General features: G+C 61.9%; 15 protein-coding genes and 1 pseudogene. 10 read left to right on the top strand and 6 right to left on the bottom strand.

Features of this window, described 5'->3' with window-relative positions; translation table 11 throughout:
- The first annotated feature begins 357 nt into the window (after positions 1-357).
- The 4 genes from I8N66_RS16310 (at position 358) to I8N66_RS16295 (ending at position 4,277) form a co-directional block, all read left to right on the top strand.
- A complete protein-coding gene (locus I8N66_RS16310; protein ID WP_162768765.1) occupies positions 358-1,926 on the top strand; it encodes a HAMP domain-containing sensor histidine kinase in 1,569 nt (522 codons plus the stop codon).
- Positions 1,898-2,863, top strand: a complete 966-nt coding sequence (locus I8N66_RS16305) for a peptidoglycan-binding domain-containing protein (protein WP_113537852.1) — start codon at positions 1,898-1,900, stop codon at positions 2,861-2,863. Before I8N66_RS16310 ends, I8N66_RS16305 begins: the two co-directional genes overlap by 29 nt.
- A gap of 65 nt (positions 2,864-2,928) precedes the next feature.
- Complete coding sequence (locus tag I8N66_RS16300; RefSeq protein ID WP_162768751.1) at positions 2,929-3,288, top strand: DUF1491 family protein; 360 nt, start codon at positions 2,929-2,931, stop codon at positions 3,286-3,288.
- A gap of 65 nt (positions 3,289-3,353) precedes the next feature.
- Positions 3,354-4,277 carry a MerR family transcriptional regulator gene (locus I8N66_RS16295; RefSeq protein WP_113537850.1) on the top strand — a complete coding sequence of 308 codons (924 nt, stop codon included), beginning with the start codon at positions 3,354-3,356 and terminating at the stop codon, positions 4,275-4,277.
- Between the two features lie 107 nt (positions 4,278-4,384).
- Here I8N66_RS16295 and I8N66_RS16290 read toward each other — a convergent pair whose 3' ends face one another.
- Positions 4,385-5,452: a DUF2336 domain-containing protein gene (locus tag I8N66_RS16290; RefSeq protein WP_113537849.1), complete on the bottom strand. Its 1,068-nt coding sequence runs from the start codon at positions 5,450-5,452 to the stop codon at positions 4,385-4,387.
- A 297-nt stretch (positions 5,453-5,749) separates the two neighbouring features.
- On the opposite strand from I8N66_RS16290, the gene I8N66_RS16285 reads away from it, so the two are divergent.
- The 3 genes from I8N66_RS16285 to I8N66_RS16275 all read left to right on the top strand — a co-directional run bounded on the left by I8N66_RS16285 (position 5,750) and on the right by I8N66_RS16275 (position 7,382).
- Complete coding sequence (locus tag I8N66_RS16285; RefSeq protein WP_113537848.1) at positions 5,750-6,454, top strand: SH3 domain-containing protein; 705 nt, start codon at positions 5,750-5,752, stop codon at positions 6,452-6,454.
- A 152-nt stretch (positions 6,455-6,606) separates the two neighbouring features.
- The gene (locus I8N66_RS16280) at positions 6,607-6,888 is read left to right on the top strand and encodes a hypothetical protein (protein ID WP_113537847.1); all 282 of its coding nucleotides are present in this window, start codon (positions 6,607-6,609) and stop codon (positions 6,886-6,888) included.
- A 323-nt stretch (positions 6,889-7,211) separates the two neighbouring features.
- Positions 7,212-7,382 carry a hypothetical protein gene (locus I8N66_RS16275; protein WP_176707512.1) on the top strand — a complete coding sequence of 57 codons (171 nt, stop codon included), beginning with the start codon at positions 7,212-7,214 and terminating at the stop codon, positions 7,380-7,382.
- 164 nt (positions 7,383-7,546) lie between these two features.
- On the opposite strand, the gene I8N66_RS16270 is transcribed toward I8N66_RS16275, so the two are convergent.
- The 3 genes from I8N66_RS16270 to I8N66_RS16260 all read right to left on the bottom strand — a co-directional run bounded on the left by I8N66_RS16270 (position 7,547) and on the right by I8N66_RS16260 (position 11,009).
- Positions 7,547-8,092 carry a DUF1254 domain-containing protein gene (locus I8N66_RS16270; protein ID WP_113537846.1) on the bottom strand — a complete coding sequence of 182 codons (546 nt, stop codon included), beginning with the start codon at positions 8,090-8,092 and terminating at the stop codon, positions 7,547-7,549.
- Complete coding sequence (locus I8N66_RS16265) at positions 8,085-8,672, bottom strand: DUF1214 domain-containing protein (RefSeq protein ID WP_113537845.1); 588 nt, start codon at positions 8,670-8,672, stop codon at positions 8,085-8,087. The genes I8N66_RS16270 and I8N66_RS16265 overlap by 8 nt, the downstream gene beginning before the upstream one ends.
- Positions 8,673-8,807: 135 nt before the next feature.
- Positions 8,808-11,009, bottom strand: coding sequence for a transglycosylase domain-containing protein (locus I8N66_RS16260; protein ID WP_291155236.1), 2,202 nt, complete (start codon positions 11,007-11,009; stop codon positions 8,808-8,810).
- Positions 11,010-11,172: 163 nt separating this feature from the next.
- Between I8N66_RS16260 and I8N66_RS16255 the strand changes: the two genes are divergently transcribed.
- Entirely contained in the window at positions 11,173-11,640 is a 468-nt protein-coding gene (locus tag I8N66_RS16255) for a YcgN family cysteine cluster protein (RefSeq protein ID WP_291155243.1), read from the top strand.
- 82 nt (positions 11,641-11,722) lie between these two features.
- On the opposite strand, the gene I8N66_RS16250 is transcribed toward I8N66_RS16255, so the two are convergent.
- Positions 11,723-12,061, bottom strand: coding sequence for an MmcQ/YjbR family DNA-binding protein (locus I8N66_RS16250; RefSeq protein ID WP_113537843.1), 339 nt, complete (start codon positions 12,059-12,061; stop codon positions 11,723-11,725).
- A gap of 226 nt (positions 12,062-12,287) precedes the next feature.
- Positions 12,288-12,428, bottom strand: a complete 141-nt coding sequence (locus I8N66_RS16245) for a hypothetical protein (RefSeq protein ID WP_223726777.1) — start codon at positions 12,426-12,428, stop codon at positions 12,288-12,290.
- An 837-nt stretch (positions 12,429-13,265) separates the two neighbouring features.
- Here I8N66_RS16245 and I8N66_RS16240 point away from each other — a divergent pair.
- On the top strand, positions 13,266-13,520 hold the full coding sequence (locus I8N66_RS16240) for a hypothetical protein (protein ID WP_113537842.1): 255 nt from the start codon (positions 13,266-13,268) through the stop codon (positions 13,518-13,520).
- A gap of 141 nt (positions 13,521-13,661) precedes the next feature.
- Positions 13,662-14,028: pseudogene (gene feuP / locus I8N66_RS16235) on the top strand (two-component system response regulator FeuP); the annotation flags it as partial.

The following is a 14,028-nucleotide window of genomic DNA, read 5'->3' as shown; positions in this document are numbered from 1 at the left end:
TCGCCGTTAAGGTTCATGGCAGAGCCTCAAGCCCGAAGCCCGGAAGCATCGGCGATGGCGTGTCGAAGGAGGCGCCACAATCGTTAACGGTGTGCAGAAAATGCACAGAAATCCGTTGCTTACGCCCCGTTAACCACAAGAAATGAAGGTCGCCGGTTTTGCTCCAAAACGGGATTTTTCGGCGGTTTCGCACCGTTCCGGCACGGCCGCGTTTATTCTTTCATTAAGCCGGGGATGCGAGATTCCGACATGTCACGAGGCGGTCTGAATCGCGGTCCGCAAGTCGCGGAAATCGATCGCGCCAGCCTCGCAAGAACAACAAATGTAGCAGGGTAAAGCGTGAGCGTATTGCGTAACATGGCTGGCAGATGGGCGTCCCGCGTGGACGAGATCGCGGCCCTGTGGCTGCCCCGTCATGAAGCCTCCTCGCTCGCTGGACGTCGCGATACGAAACGTCTGCGGGCTGTCGCGGCCGTCTCGCTGACGACGCTGCCCGTGGCGCCGCTCGCCCTGTCGCTCGCCATGCCGGTTTCCTCGGCCCTGCCGCTCGGCACGGCGCTTTGGGCTTCCGCCTCGCTCTTGGCAGCGGCCGTCGCGATCGCTCGTGGCCGGGTGCCGGAGGCTGGTGCAGCGACGCCGACCGATCCGGTTCTCCCAGACCTTTCGGCAGCCTATGACCTTTTTGCCGGTCTCGTGACCGTGCATGACCTGCGCGGCAATGTTCTTTCCGTTCATGGCCGAGATGCAGCCGAGCACTTGACGCTGATGCGCGATCCGGCGGGCCGCGGTTTCATTGAACAGATTCACGTCTCCGACCGCATCACTTTCCTGAGTGCGATCGACATCCTTCGCCAGGGCGGTGATCGGGCGACGGTGGATATCCGTATCGAACGGCGGACCCTGCCGATCGAAGGCGAACAGTTCGTCTATATGGCTTGCGAATTGGCGCCGCTGCGCGATCGCGACGGCAACCTGACGGCGATCCTTGCGCAGTCGCGCGATGTCTCTCAAGAAGCAGGCTTGCGCGCGGAGGCGGCGGCCCGGACGGCCGAAGCCGAGTCTGCGAACGACGCCAAGACCCGTTTTCTCGCCGCGGTCAGCCACGAGCTGCGCACGCCGCTCAACGCCATCCTCGGCTTTTCTGACGTGCTGGCCGGCGAGTATTTCGGCAAGCTCGAGAACGATCGCCAGCGCGAATACGTGGGCCTCATCCACAAGTCGGGCGAACATCTGCTCTCCGTCGTCAACACCATGCTCGACATGAGCAAGATCGAGGCGGGACGCTACGAGCTCATGCCTGAGCCTTTCCGCGTCGCCGAGGCAGTGACTGCATGCGAGGCGATGCTGTCGCACCAGGCGGCGGAAAAGGGCGTCAAGCTCGTAAGCCGCGTCACCCGCGGCATCGGCGAAATCAATGCCGATCAGCGCGCGTTCCAGCAGGTTCTCATCAACCTGGTCGGCAATGCCGTGAAGTTCACCGATCATGGCGGTGTCGTGACGATCGACGCCGAAGTGGATGGTGCGCTGCTGAAGGTTTCGGTCAGCGACACTGGTATCGGTATCGCGGCCGACAAGCTGGAACTGCTCGGCCAACCTTTTGTCCAGATCCAGAACGACTATACACGCCGTTACGAAGGCACGGGCCTCGGCCTTTCGCTGGTCAAGGGCCTCGTTGCGCTTCATGGTGGCGATCTCACGATTCGCAGCCGTGAGGGCGAGGGGACTGTCATCGTCGTGACGATACCGCGCGACGGCTCAGGCATTGCCCTTGCCGAGCAAGAGGAGCAGCGCTCGCCGGTAACGGTGGAATTCCCGCCGCGCCTGCGCGACGGAGAAACGAGGCCGGCCGCCGAAGGAGGGCGGTCCGAGGACGTTGGTTTGAACGAGGAACGGGGATATGGCGCCGCGCAAGCGAAAACAGCCTGAACGGAAAAAGGCCGCGCAGCGTGCGGGCGGCCTGGCCGTGCGCGGGCTGGCACTTGCCGGACAGGGTGTTGGACTTGCCGGCCGCCTGATGGCGCGCCATCCGCTGGTCTCTGGCGGCTCCGCGGCCTTTGTGGTCGTGTTCTCCTTCGTTGCCGCCAACGCCATGTGGTACCAGCACGGGGTGCACCCGTCGCCGCTCATGCGCACCCGCGTGCCGCTCGTCAGCGCCGAAACGGCGCAGCGGATCGCCATCGCCAAGGGCGAAGAGATCGAGCAGCGCAACGTGACCACCTTCGTCATCGAGCGCGAGGGAGAGGCCAAGACGGACAGTGTCGAGGACGTGATTGCTGAGGCCTCCGCGGATCTGCCGGCGGATAAGCCGTCACCTGAGCGCGTGGCAAGTGTGCCCGACAGCGCGCAATCGAAGCTCGTCGCCGATATCCAGAAGGAACTGAACCGGGTCGGCCTTTATGACGGCGCACCGGACGGGCGTAGCGGCCCACGGACCACGGCGGCGATCCTGCGTTTTGAAGCGCAGGCCGGTCGCGCCGAGACCGGCTCGGCCAGCACCGAGCTGCTGCAGGCGCTAAGGGCGGCGCCAAGCGACAAGGTTGCGCAGGTCATGCCGGCGGGAAGGCCCCTTGCAGAGGCAAAGGGCAACGGTGTGGAAATTGATCCCGTTGCGGCGGCCATTCGCTCGTCGGAGAAGGAAAGCAATCTTATTCCGCGTGCGGAGATACCGGTTTCGAGCGACCTGGTGCTGAACATCCAGAAGGGGCTCAGCAATCTCGCCTATGCGGATGTGGCGGTCGATGGCGTCGCCGGAGAGCAGACGCGAGCGGCAATCCGCCATTTCGAGAAACACTACCGCCTGCCGCAGACCGGGGAGCCGAACGCCCTGGTCCTGAAGAAGCTCAAGGAAATCGGCGCGCTCTGATTACCGGTGGGTTTTGAACGCACCGCCGATTTGCCTGCGCCGGCTGGCGCGTGTATCAGCCATTCATGCGCTTGAAGTCTCACATCTACGTCTCGTCCCTCCTGCGCCGCGCGTTTTCGCTCGGCGGCTATGCGGCCGTGCTGCGCAAGGGGGCGGAGGACGCCGGTGCAATCTTCATCCGCCAGCGGACACGGCTCGGCACCGAGACGCTCTTTGCCCCGGCGCCACAGAATTTCTTCGACGACGAGGTCGATCTCGGCCGCAAGTTCGAGGTGAGGCTGCGGGACAGCGAGGCTGAGCGGGTCGATGCGGCGCTTGCAAGCGAGATCCGGTTCGATCCGGACTGCTGGATTGTGGAGATCGAACTGGACGACCATGGCGACCTGTTCGAGGTGGTTCCTGAGGATGGGACAAGCCGGTCCTGACACTGTCTTGCCCATCGCGCGGACCTGCTTGACTCTCCACTTGGTGGAGGCCGTAGGACGCACGCATGGACGATCAAATCTTTTCGATAGGCGAACTCTCGAAGCTGAGCGGCATCCCGGTCAGGCGGCTTCGGTTTTATTCGGACAAGGGGCTGTTGCCGCCGTCCACGCGGACCGAGAGTGGCTACCGCATGTATTGCGGAGCGGATCTCGCCCGGCTGGACCTCGTGCTTGCTCTGCGTGAAACGGGTGTCAGCCTTTCAGAAATCCGGAAGATCCTGACCAGCAGAACCTCGTTTGCCGATGTTCTGGCGTTGAGGCTTCGTACGCTCGAAACCGAAATCCGATCGAAGCGCCGAATCGCGGCAGCCTTGCGAATGGCTTTGAAACTCCATGAACCCTCCCCAGCCGATCTCAGGAGATTATGGACCGTGACCAAGCTTTCAAAGACGGAATTCCGCGCCGCGCTCGAACGTTTCTACGACGACGTTGCCGGCGGCGCGCCGGTGGACGCAGAGTGGAAGAAGAAAATGATGGATGCCGGTACGCCGGATCTGCCAGAGGATCCGACCCCGGAGCAGATCGATGCATGGGCGGAACTGATGGACATGTTCTCCGACAAGACCTATGCGGCCGAAATGCGGTCCCATATGTCCACGCTTTGGACCGAGGAATTCGACCCTGCCGCCTATGCCCAGGCGGCCGACGCGACCTTCGCACGGGTGAGGGCTGCCATCGAAAACGGCTTGAGCTCGCAATCGGCCGTCGGCAGGGAGATTGCCGCCGGCTGGTTGGTAAACTCGGCAAAGGCGATGAAGCGGGCTCCCGACAAGGAATTCCTGGACTGGCAACTCGAGCAGTATCGCAAACACCACGCCCGTTCCGCTCGGTACCAGGAACTGATGGCGGTATTGCAGGGGCATGGGCCACAGGCTCCGACAGGCCGCGAGTGGAGCTGGATCATCGACGCGATGAAACAGCTCTTCTAAGGGCGCGGCCGCAGACTCATCCGCATATCAGCGATTGTCCAGGTACGCTCTCGATGGGGGAGCATGCCTGGCATCAAGATGAGGTCGATGCTGAGAGATTACGACGCCTAGCCGCGCCGGCGGCCGAAAAGCCGTTGTGGCTGGACATTGCCGACGGCGGCCGCGACCCTGCGAGGGGCAACCTGGCGCGCATCATTGGCGGAATTTTCGGCGAAATAGGCTTCGTGCCTTGCAGCCGGAGCGGCGTCCTCCGCCTCGAACCAGGCATCGAGTTGCTCGCGGCAGTCCGAGTGGCTCATGGCGCCGATCAAGGCTTCCGCGTGGCTCGTTTCGCCGAAGGGTTCGCGAAGGTGAGGATAGAGCGCCTGAAGCACGAAACCGGCATCGGTCGGCCCGACATCCAGCGCGACGAGGCTCGTCGCAAGTCGCTGTCCGGAAATATCGAGCAGGATACGCTCGACCTGCGCGTCCTTGGTGCCGAGCGCCTGACCGAGGACGCGCGAGAACAGGATAATCTCGCCGCTACGGGCAAAGCGCACCAGCAGCGCCGCATGAACGTCGTTGATTGCCTCAGACGAAGCTGCGGGCGCGGTAGCGGGTGACCCCGTCCGCGCCAGCGTCTTGATCTCGTGCCGAAGCGCTTCTTCGCGGGCAGCCCGCAAGGAAGCGGCTTCGGGCTCCAGGTTTGGTTGGTCCGCCACCGCCTGTTTCGCGGCGTTGCTGCGTGCGGCGAGTCCGGGCGGATTGTGGTGCTCGACGAGGGCATCGACGACGAGGGGAGAGAGGTTCGGACGCCGCGCGATCGCTGCGGCATGTTCCGGGCCGCGCTCGCGGATGACCGAAATAAGGGTACGGTCTGCAATCGCTTTCGAGCGCGTCAGAAAAATCGCGGCAATCGAAATCGGCATGCTGCCGATCAGATTTGCGACCGGTTCCGGGATTTGCTGGCATTGCGAAAGAGCTGCCGCCGCCTGGCGGCGTGCTTCGTTGCTGGAACCGAGGAAGAGCGGCTCGAACAGTTCGGAAAACTGCTTCATGTCGGACTTGCGGGGGATGCGCAGGCTTTCGAAACCAGTGACCGTCGCCATCAGGACCACGTCCTTCAAGCGGCCGGTCTGTGGCCTTTCCAACTCACGAAAGCGATCCGTCACGGTAATTCCCTGCACGCAAAACATGATCGCCGTTTCCGGTGATCCGGAAAGGCACACGTCGCAAAAATTAGAAGAAAAGCGTTAGCGCACTGTTAACTATGGATGTTGGAGCTTTATTCAGGCTTACGGCACAGGCGTGGCGCCCGAAAGGGTCGCCCAGCAGCCGCGCCAGCCCCGTATTTCTCGGGGACATCCGCGGCATCAGCCATAAAAAATCCACATGCGCTGACGAGTTATCGCGGCGACGGTCAAGGGCTCCGGACGCCCGCCGACGCTTGGAGGCCAAGTGAAGAGGGGCCTCTCCATGGGAGATATGGAACTGTGAAGAAATTTATCCTGCGCGCGGCGGCGGTCTGCGCGCTCCTCGCGGCCCCGGCGATCGCCGAGGCTGCAGAAGGCTTTGCCACTGCCAATGTCAATATGCGCTCCGGTCCGAGCACCCGCTATCCGGCGGTATCGATGATCCCGGTCGGCGAATCGGTGGAGATCCACGGATGCCTTGCTGATCTGCCGTGGTGCGACGTCTCGTTCTACGGTGGTCGCGGCTGGGTTGCCGGGCGCTATGTTCAGGCCGACTATCGTCGCAATCGCGTTTATGTCGAGCCCCGCTACTATCGGCCGCTCGGAATTCCAACGGTCGTCTTCCAGTTCGACAACTATTGGGACCGCAACTACCGCGGTCGTGACTTCTATCGCGAGCGTGACCGCTGGCGCCGGGGTCCGGATTGGGTCGACGACCGCCGGAATCGTCGCGACTGGGAACGCCAGCGCGAGCGCGATCGCCGTGACTGGGAAGGTGATCGGCGCCGCGAGCGGCGAGACTGGGAAACCGGCCAGCGCGACGAGGAATGGCGTCGCCGCGAAGGTGAATGGAACAGCGAGCGGACGGTACGCGAAGAACGCCGCGAGTGGGAACGTCGCAGTGATGGCGTGCGCGTTCGCCAGGACGATGGTGTCATTTACGAAGGCGCCCGCCCTGCGCCGCTCGTTCGGTGCCAGTTCGACGATCCGAATTGCGAAAACTGACCTGGAGCGCCTGAAGCGGCGCCCTTCCGATGGACTGGAAAACGGGCGGCTCTGGCCGCCCGTTTGCTTTTGGCGCTTAGGCTTTCTGCGGTTTCAAGCGGAACCAAACGCTATCCGGAGCGTTGAGACGGCGCAGACAAGGGAGCGTTGTAATGGTGGAAAAGAAACTGGAGGCCGTGCAGAAAGTCAGCGAAAACGTTTCGCAGGTGCAGGCGCGTGCTGAGGTTGACGTACAAATCGCCGAACTGCGGGCGGAAATCGCCCGGCTGACCGAAGCGGTCTCTGCCATTGGCAGCGGTACGAAGGCAGTCGTGCAGGGCGAGGCGGAATTGATGGTGGAACGCGTTCGCGAACGCGTGCGCGAAGAACCGCTGTCGACACTGGTGGCGGTTGCCGGGGTGTCGTTCCTGTTCGGTCTGATATCGCGACGCTAGTGGAAGCGACGGCTTAAAAAAGCGCTCCGGGTTGTTACCTCGGATACATCTCGGGGCCTCGTCTGGCGGGATAATGAGACTTGGTTGGTGTTGCAGCGGTGTATTAGCATTCTGTTAACCAGCCTATGGCTCAATCGGGGTAGACCCGTTATCATCGGGCTGCGTCGTGTGAACCAGAAGAGCAACATCCGGGCGACCGGAAGAAGGAGCAAACGAGAAAAGCGCGCCTGTCCAGGCAAAGCCTGGAAAAATGCGCTGGCCCGAGAGGGCAGGGTGAAATCTGTACGGTAGTTCATCCGTCTCAAGACTTTGTGGAGACGAGCATGGCAGACGTGATCAGAATTCAGGACCGAAAGGTCCGCGTACCGCCGCGTAGGCCACCGGCCATATCGGGCGGAGCCAAAGTGCTTCTGTTCACCGGTATCCGTTACGAACGCCTCGACCGCGACCCGCAGCCGACGGCACCGGATGGACGCCGGATCAAGAAGCAGTAGCGTTCGATTTCCTGCGTCGGCGGCCGGCTATGACCGGGCGCGCGCCTCCTTGACCCCAAGCATCAGGGTCCCTCCACCATTATTCCTGTATTGAACGTAGTTTAGCGTCGGCAGTCTGCCGAGCGCCGTGGCTGCGCGATGAGCCGTCTTCACGTCCGAGGGCTCTAGCGGCGAAATGGCTCGCAGCTTGATTCCGCGAGGAAGTTGCGGACCTGTTCTTCGAAGCTGTCGACCGGCGCCATCGCCCTCAAGACGGCATAGCCGTCCTGTTCCTTCATCTCCACCATGATCGATTGCGCCAGCGCCTCCGGCGGCGACTTGCGCAGTTCCACCAGCTGGATCGGCGTCGCGACGACAAGATCGAGCTTGCCGTTAACCGCCGTGTGGTCGTTCATGCTGAAAACTTCGTTCGAATTGCTGTCGAAGACCGCGAGAGACCAGAACGGCACGTTGCCGCTGGCGAGGAAGCGCGCCGGCCCGTCGGAGATCGAGAAGCTGCAAACGGCCGTCCGGAGATAGGGGTCGTCATTGGCAAGCCCGGTCGGCCCCGGCGTGCTCGTCAGCGCGAAGAAACTGTCCATTTCGAGCAGCCCGAGCACACGGGTATAGGCGTCGCGGCCAGTGAACTGCGGCAACGACAGAATGATGATGATGTGCAGCAGGGCGGCGCCGACAAGGCCGAGGACCGTGGCGAAGAGAACCTTACGCATCGCCGCACCCGGTCTTGGTGATGACAGGCATGGCGAGGTCGATCAGGCCCGAGGAACCGGCCGTCGGTGTGTCGAGCAGCGTCAGGACCAAGCGGAAGTTGCCCGCATGGCGTATGGCCAGCCAATTGTCCGGTTGGGCATTCGGCGACACATGGATGGTGAAGTTGCTGTTTTCGCTGCGCAGCACGGTCCAGGAATTAAGCGCCGAGGGCAGGTCGGTGCCGGGACGCAGCGGCAGGCCGTCGGCGTTCGCCGCATAGAGCGTCCAGAAACGAGCCTGCGGCGTCAGCCCCGTCACGTCATACGAGCAGGTCGCCTGCAGCTTCTGGCCCTTGTCGTCGATCTGTGCGGTGAACATCAATCCTTCGGCGCCGCCGTAGAGGAGTTCTCCAGCGCGCGCCCGGTGCGCCTTGGCATAGGGGTCGGCATTGATCGTCTGCGCTTCCGGAAAGGCAACCCATGGGCCGATTGCGATCGAGCCGAAGCCGACGGTCGCCTTCAGCGCCCACACGGCCGAGGCAATGCCGCCGCCGAAGGCGATGGCAAGAGCGAGGGCGACGAGGAAGGGAATTCGGAACAAGGGCGGCTCTATCGGAAATCGGTCAGCGACGGGGCAACATGGGGTTGCCCCCATATCTCGCCGAAATTGGCGCCCGGCGCAACGGCGACCGACGGATCACGCGCGGCCGCACGATGAGATGGCTGCCGAGGGGCTTCAGTTGCTGGCGGCATCGGGATCCGTCTGTCCGGAGCGTTTTTCTTCGGCAGCGCCGAGAGCCGCGAGCTTGCCGCCGGCTTTTTCCGGCGCTTTCAGCGTCGGCGCCTTTTCGAAGGTCTCGCCGATCGTGCGTAGCAGGCGGGTGACCTCGGCCGACAACGAGCGCGGACGGATAAGGGGCGGCAGGGCGTTTTCATCCGGCTTCGCCGCTGCGACCTGCGGCTGCTTCACTGGCGCCGTCGGGGCGGTCACTCCGGGGATGGCGCGGTGCTCGATGCCTTGCTCCGCATAGTCCATCAGCCGCTTGAACGTCATCGCCGGCAGCGAGCCGCCGGTCATGTTGTTGGTGGACGTGTAGTCGTCGTTGCCGAACCAGACCGCGGTCGTATAGTCGCCGGTGAAGCCGATGAACCAGGCGTCGCGATAGGCCTGAGTCGTCCCGGTCTTGCCGCCGACGAGGATGCCATTGTCGAGAGCGGCCTTGCGCGCGGTGCCGATGATCGGGATCTGCGTCAGCATCGAATTCATCGACGTGTTTGCGTTTTCCGAAAGCACGCGCCGCGCCGGCGGTTCGTCACGCCCGAAGTCGTAGAGGATGTCGCCGTCATAGTTGAGGATCTGGCTAATGCCGTGACGGCGTGACTGCACGCCGCCAGCCGGGAACACAGCATAAGCCGTCGCCTGATCGAGCACGGTGACTTCCGATGTGCCGAGCGGCATGGTCTTGTCGGTACGGATAGGGGTCTCGACGCCCATCGCCTTGGCGGTCTGAGCGATCAGGTCGGTGCCGAGCTTGTCCTTGGCGAGGCGCACGGGGATGGTGTTGATCGACTTGGCGATGGCTGTCAGGATGGTGATGCGCCCGGCATAGCTGCGGCCGTAATTCTGCGGCGACCAGCCGCGCCAAGTGATCGGCGCGTCGACGACGATCGTTTCCGGCGTCATGCCCTTCTCCATCGCGGCCGCGTAGGTATACACCTTGAAGGAGGAACCCGGTTGCCGCAGCGCACGGGTCGCGCGGTTGAACTGGCTCTCGCCATAGTCGCGACCGCCGACCATGGCGCGCACCGCGCCGCCATTCTCGAGCATGACAAGCGCGCCCTGCTTCACGCGGAAGCTCTCGCCATATTGGCGCAGGCTCGATTCCACCGAGTCCTCCGCGGCGTTCTGCAGGCCCATGTCGATCGTGGTGCGCACGATCAGCGAATGCTGCGCGAAGGGACGGGCAATGCGCTGGACCTCATCGAAGGCCCAGTCGAGGAAGAAATCGGGCGCCTTTACCTGGGCGCGGTCGATAACGCTGGCGGGATTGAGGCGCGCGGCGATTACCTGGCCCTCGGTCATCAGGCCACCCTGGACGAGGTTGGTCAGAACCTCGTTGGCACGACCGCGCGCAGCCGGCAGGTTGACATGCGGTGCATAGCGCGCCGGCGCCTTGAAAAGGCCGGCAAGCATCGCCGACTCCGCCAGGCTCACATCGGTGATCGATTTGCCGAAATAGAATTGCGCCGCCGCAGCCGCGCCAAAGGTGCCGCCGCCCATGTAGGCGCGATCGAGATAAAGCCTGAGGATTTCCTTCTTCGACAGGTTGCTTTCCAGCCAGATGGCAAGGAAGGCCTCCTTGATCTTGCGTTCGATCGTTCGCTCGTTCGAAAGGAATAGGTTCTTGGCGAGCTGCTGGGTCAGCGTCGAGCCGCCCTGGACGACGCCGCCGGCGCGGGCGTTTTCGGTCATAGCGCGGGCAAGACCCAGGAAGTCGATGCCCCAATGGTCGAAGAAGCGGCGGTCTTCGGTCGCCAGCACCGCCTTGATCAGGTGGTCGGGCAGTTCGTCGATCGGCACGGAATCTTCGTGGATGATGCCGCGGTGGCCGATTTCATTGCCGTAGCGGTCGAGGAAGGTGACGGCGAAGTCGCTCTGGGCACGCCAGTTTCCCTTGGTTTCCTCGAAGGCGGGAAGCGCCAGTGCCAGCATCAGCACCGAGCCGACGGTGCCCCAGGTCATGCCTTCGCCGAGGACCTCGAAGACGACCTTTTTCCAGCCAGTGACGCGGAAACGGCGGAAGAAGATGGTGGTATCTTCCCACCACTGCGCGAGCTTGAACCCGGTATTCCAGACCGTCGAATCGATCCAGGAGTCGATCCTGAGAAAGATGTGCCGTTTCTTCGGCCGATTATCGTCTTTCCTCGGTTCCCGCACGTCTCAACGTCCTGAAGGCTTTGTGGCATCATGCCGGCGCCGCGCAATATTTGCACGGCGTCAAATTCCAATCTACTTGCATATCGCGCTGCCGGCCTTAAAAAACCGGCAATTTTCTGCGAAATTTCTGTATCGCGGGCTATTTGACGAAAGTGTGATGACGATGGGCGAAATGCCTTTCTGGAAGGCGAAAAGCCTTGAGGACATGACCAATACGGAGTGGGAGAGCCTGTGTGACGGCTGCGGACTCTGTTGCCTGAACAAGCTGGAGGACTGGGATACCGGCGAGATCGCCTGGACCTCGATCCGCTGCACTTTGCTTGATGGCGAGAGCTGTCGTTGCAGGGACTATGAAAACCGACAGGCGACAGTGCCCGACTGCATCCAGCTGACGCCCAAGGCGGTGCGCGAAATCACCTGGCTGCCGCCGACCTGCGGCTACCGCCTCGTGGCCGAGGGGCGCGATCTCTATTGGTGGCACCCGCTGGTCTCAGGCGATCCGGATACTGTCCATGCCGCCGGCATCTCCGTGCGTGGCCGCACCGTTGCCGAGGACGGCATCGATATCGAGGACTATGAAGACTATCTCGTCACCTGGCCGCTGGAAGTGGGGCAGGAAAGCGTGGATTGAAAATGGATTGGTCCGCGCTTCGCAAGCGACTTGCGTGCGGGGCGCTCGCACTTCGGCGAACCGGCCATTCGCCTGATGCAGCCTAGTGGCTGCCGCCGTTCTTCCTGACGAGGTTTTTCGGTGCGACGTTGCGCCATGCCGTTTCCATAGACTGGCGCACGAGCCCTTCGTCGGCTTCGACGAAGTAGAATGATGTCCAGCCACGGTCACCCCAACCGCCAGGCACGGCGGCACAGACCCCGGGCTCCATTTCCAGGAGCATGCGCTGCTGATCAGGGGTGAATTTGAAGACCGCGCGGCCGGCTTCCGGCAGGGTCATGAAAATGCGCTTGCCCACCCGGAAGTCCCGTGTGCCGAAATGCGCGTTTTCCTCCGTTCCCGGCAAGCTTAGCGCGAGTTTTTCAATCTCTTCGGTCAGCATTCGGAAAGAGTAACATGGATTTTCCGAATGGCCAAAAGGCTGAAAATAGCCACAAAAATTCAAGGGCCGCAGCTATTGCCACGGCACCAATCCAATCGGCCAAGACGGGCCATTCGGCGTTGCAGGATGTGTTTCATCCTGACCCGTAAGGGTTCAACTCCGTGTTGCGTCTTGCATATGTCAGGATGGTCTTGGCGCAGGAAAACCGGTGCGCCGTTGACAGGCTTTACTCAGCCGGCTGGATCGGCTTCGGGGTGCTTTCGCCGGCGTCGCGCATGGCGCGCCATTCGTTTTCGAAACGGTCGAGCAGCGATTGCGGTACTTTGGACTGCTGAGATGCGGGCTGGTTGTTGGCTAGCGTCTGCATCCGATCCTCCCGGGGCCTATGACGGTTTCATGACATTTGATGTAGTGGACAATTTCATATCGTAAAGGCTTTGTAAATCAGTGGCTTAAATCATTTAAACGATTGAAAAATATTTAAATCGATTAATTTTTCGTTGATCCACAGCCGTCTGTCAATCCAAAGATCTGCCGGTGCAGATACGACTAAATTGGCTGTTCTTTTGAAGTATTTTTGCGGGCGTCCTGTCTTGTGTGGGAACGCCAAACCTCACGTGATGAGGCTCCTACAGAATGTGCCGAACGCCGGCACGCTCGCTCGCATCGCGGCGAAGCCATCGCGATGAAATCGAAGGGTGTCAGGGGCTTAGTGCGAATACCGGATTCGGCGCGCGATCAAGTTGACTCAACCTCGCAGGGTGTTGACTCAACTTTCAAACGATCGTCGGCAAGGGATTCAAAGGAATCGGAAATCGCTCCTGCCCGATGCGCTGTCCCAGTGTTCGGGCTTATGGCGGATGCATCCACCATCGCGGCATGCGCACCGCTGCCGACTTCGGAATGCTAGCGAAACATGCTTAACAAAAGGCTGATCTCATGGCCTGCAGTGAAGTATGCCCGTGATCTTGAGGCCCCATTCTGTCGTCGGCATCGAGATGAAACTGTCGCATGAGATGGCTATCGCTTGCTGGCGCAAGTCTCGTTCCGGGTTTCGTCACAAACGGAATCGCTGCAATCTAGGGTCGGATCCGTCGGCTCCCCAGTGGATACCTGACGGCTCTGAAAGCCGACATTCATTTGCCATTCAGCCTCATTCGGTTATTGCTTCTGCCATGATGCTTCCCAAGTCGAAAGTGCGTTCATGTCTTCACCAGTGATCATAGCCGCGCTTGCCGCAGGCCTCGCGGGCTTCAGCCCGCCTGCGATCAACGTGCCGTCGGATAACGTCGTCCGTGTGTCCGGCGATTGCAGCGCGGCCGCTGCGCAGGTGGTTGCCGATACCGGCGGCGAGCTGCTGTCGGCACAGCCGACATCCGATGGCCAGTGCGTGATCACGGTACTCGTTCCCGGTAATGGTGGACGGCCGAAGAAGGTGACCGTGAAGGTGCCGATGTAAGCGGTCCCCGCAGCGTTGCGCGTCTTGTCAGGCGCGCAAAGGTCGCTGTAGCGCTTTGAATGCCTGCATGTTTCTGTCCTTAAATCGGCTAGGTTTGACGAAACACGCAGCGGAAATGGCCGCGAGAGGAAGTAGAGACGAATGCGCATTCTGATTGTCGAGGACGACGCCAACCTGAACCGGCAGCTCGCCGAGGTGCTGAAGGAGGCCGGCTATGTCGTCGACCAGGCCTATGACGGCGAGGAGGGGCACTATCTCGGCGACGCCGAGCCCTATGATGCCGTGATCCTCGACATCGGCCTGCCGGAGATGGATGGCATCACCGTTCTCGAGAAGTGGCGCGGCGACGGCAAGACCATGCCTGTGCTGATCCTGACAGCGCGCGATCGCTGGAGCGACAAGGTTGCCGGTATCGATGCCGGCGCCGACGATTACGTCGCCAAGCCGTTCCATGTCGAAGAGGTTCTCGCCCGCATCCGCGCCCTGATCCGTCGTGCCGCCGGCCATG

This window comes from Ensifer sp. SSB1, from assembly GCF_016652895.1.
Classification (GTDB): domain Bacteria; phylum Pseudomonadota; class Alphaproteobacteria; order Rhizobiales; family Rhizobiaceae; genus Ensifer.
The sequence above is the reverse complement of the archived record's forward strand: the minus strand, read 5'-3'. Positions and strand labels throughout refer to the sequence as shown.

Bases quoted from the DNA above. Each gene is read 5' to 3' on its own strand.
- I8N66_RS16275 (WP_176707512.1), top strand. From the start codon at position 7,212: ATGGCAGACGTGATCAGAATTCAGGACCGAAAGGTCCGCGTACCGCCG.
- I8N66_RS16310 (WP_162768765.1), top strand. From the start codon at position 358: ATGGCTGGCAGATGGGCGTCCCGCGTGGACGAGATCGCGGCCCTGTGG.
- I8N66_RS16280 (WP_113537847.1), top strand. From the start codon at position 6,607: ATGGTGGAAAAGAAACTGGAGGCCGTGCAGAAAGTCAGCGAAAACGTT.
- I8N66_RS16240 (WP_113537842.1), top strand. From the start codon at position 13,266: ATGTCTTCACCAGTGATCATAGCCGCGCTTGCCGCAGGCCTCGCGGGC.
- I8N66_RS16255 (WP_291155243.1), top strand. From the start codon at position 11,173: ATGGGCGAAATGCCTTTCTGGAAGGCGAAAAGCCTTGAGGACATGACC.
- I8N66_RS16290 (WP_113537849.1), bottom strand. From the start codon at position 5,452: ATGTTTTGCGTGCAGGGAATTACCGTGACGGATCGCTTTCGTGAGTTG.
- I8N66_RS16245 (WP_223726777.1), bottom strand. From the start codon at position 12,428: ATGCAGACGCTAGCCAACAACCAGCCCGCATCTCAGCAGTCCAAAGTA.
- I8N66_RS16295 (WP_113537850.1), top strand. From the start codon at position 3,354: ATGGACGATCAAATCTTTTCGATAGGCGAACTCTCGAAGCTGAGCGGC.
- I8N66_RS16305 (WP_113537852.1), top strand. From the start codon at position 1,898: ATGGCGCCGCGCAAGCGAAAACAGCCTGAACGGAAAAAGGCCGCGCAG.
- I8N66_RS16270 (WP_113537846.1), bottom strand. From the start codon at position 8,092: ATGCGTAAGGTTCTCTTCGCCACGGTCCTCGGCCTTGTCGGCGCCGCC.
- I8N66_RS16300 (WP_162768751.1), top strand. From the start codon at position 2,929: ATGCGCTTGAAGTCTCACATCTACGTCTCGTCCCTCCTGCGCCGCGCG.
- I8N66_RS16250 (WP_113537843.1), bottom strand. From the start codon at position 12,061: ATGCTGACCGAAGAGATTGAAAAACTCGCGCTAAGCTTGCCGGGAACG.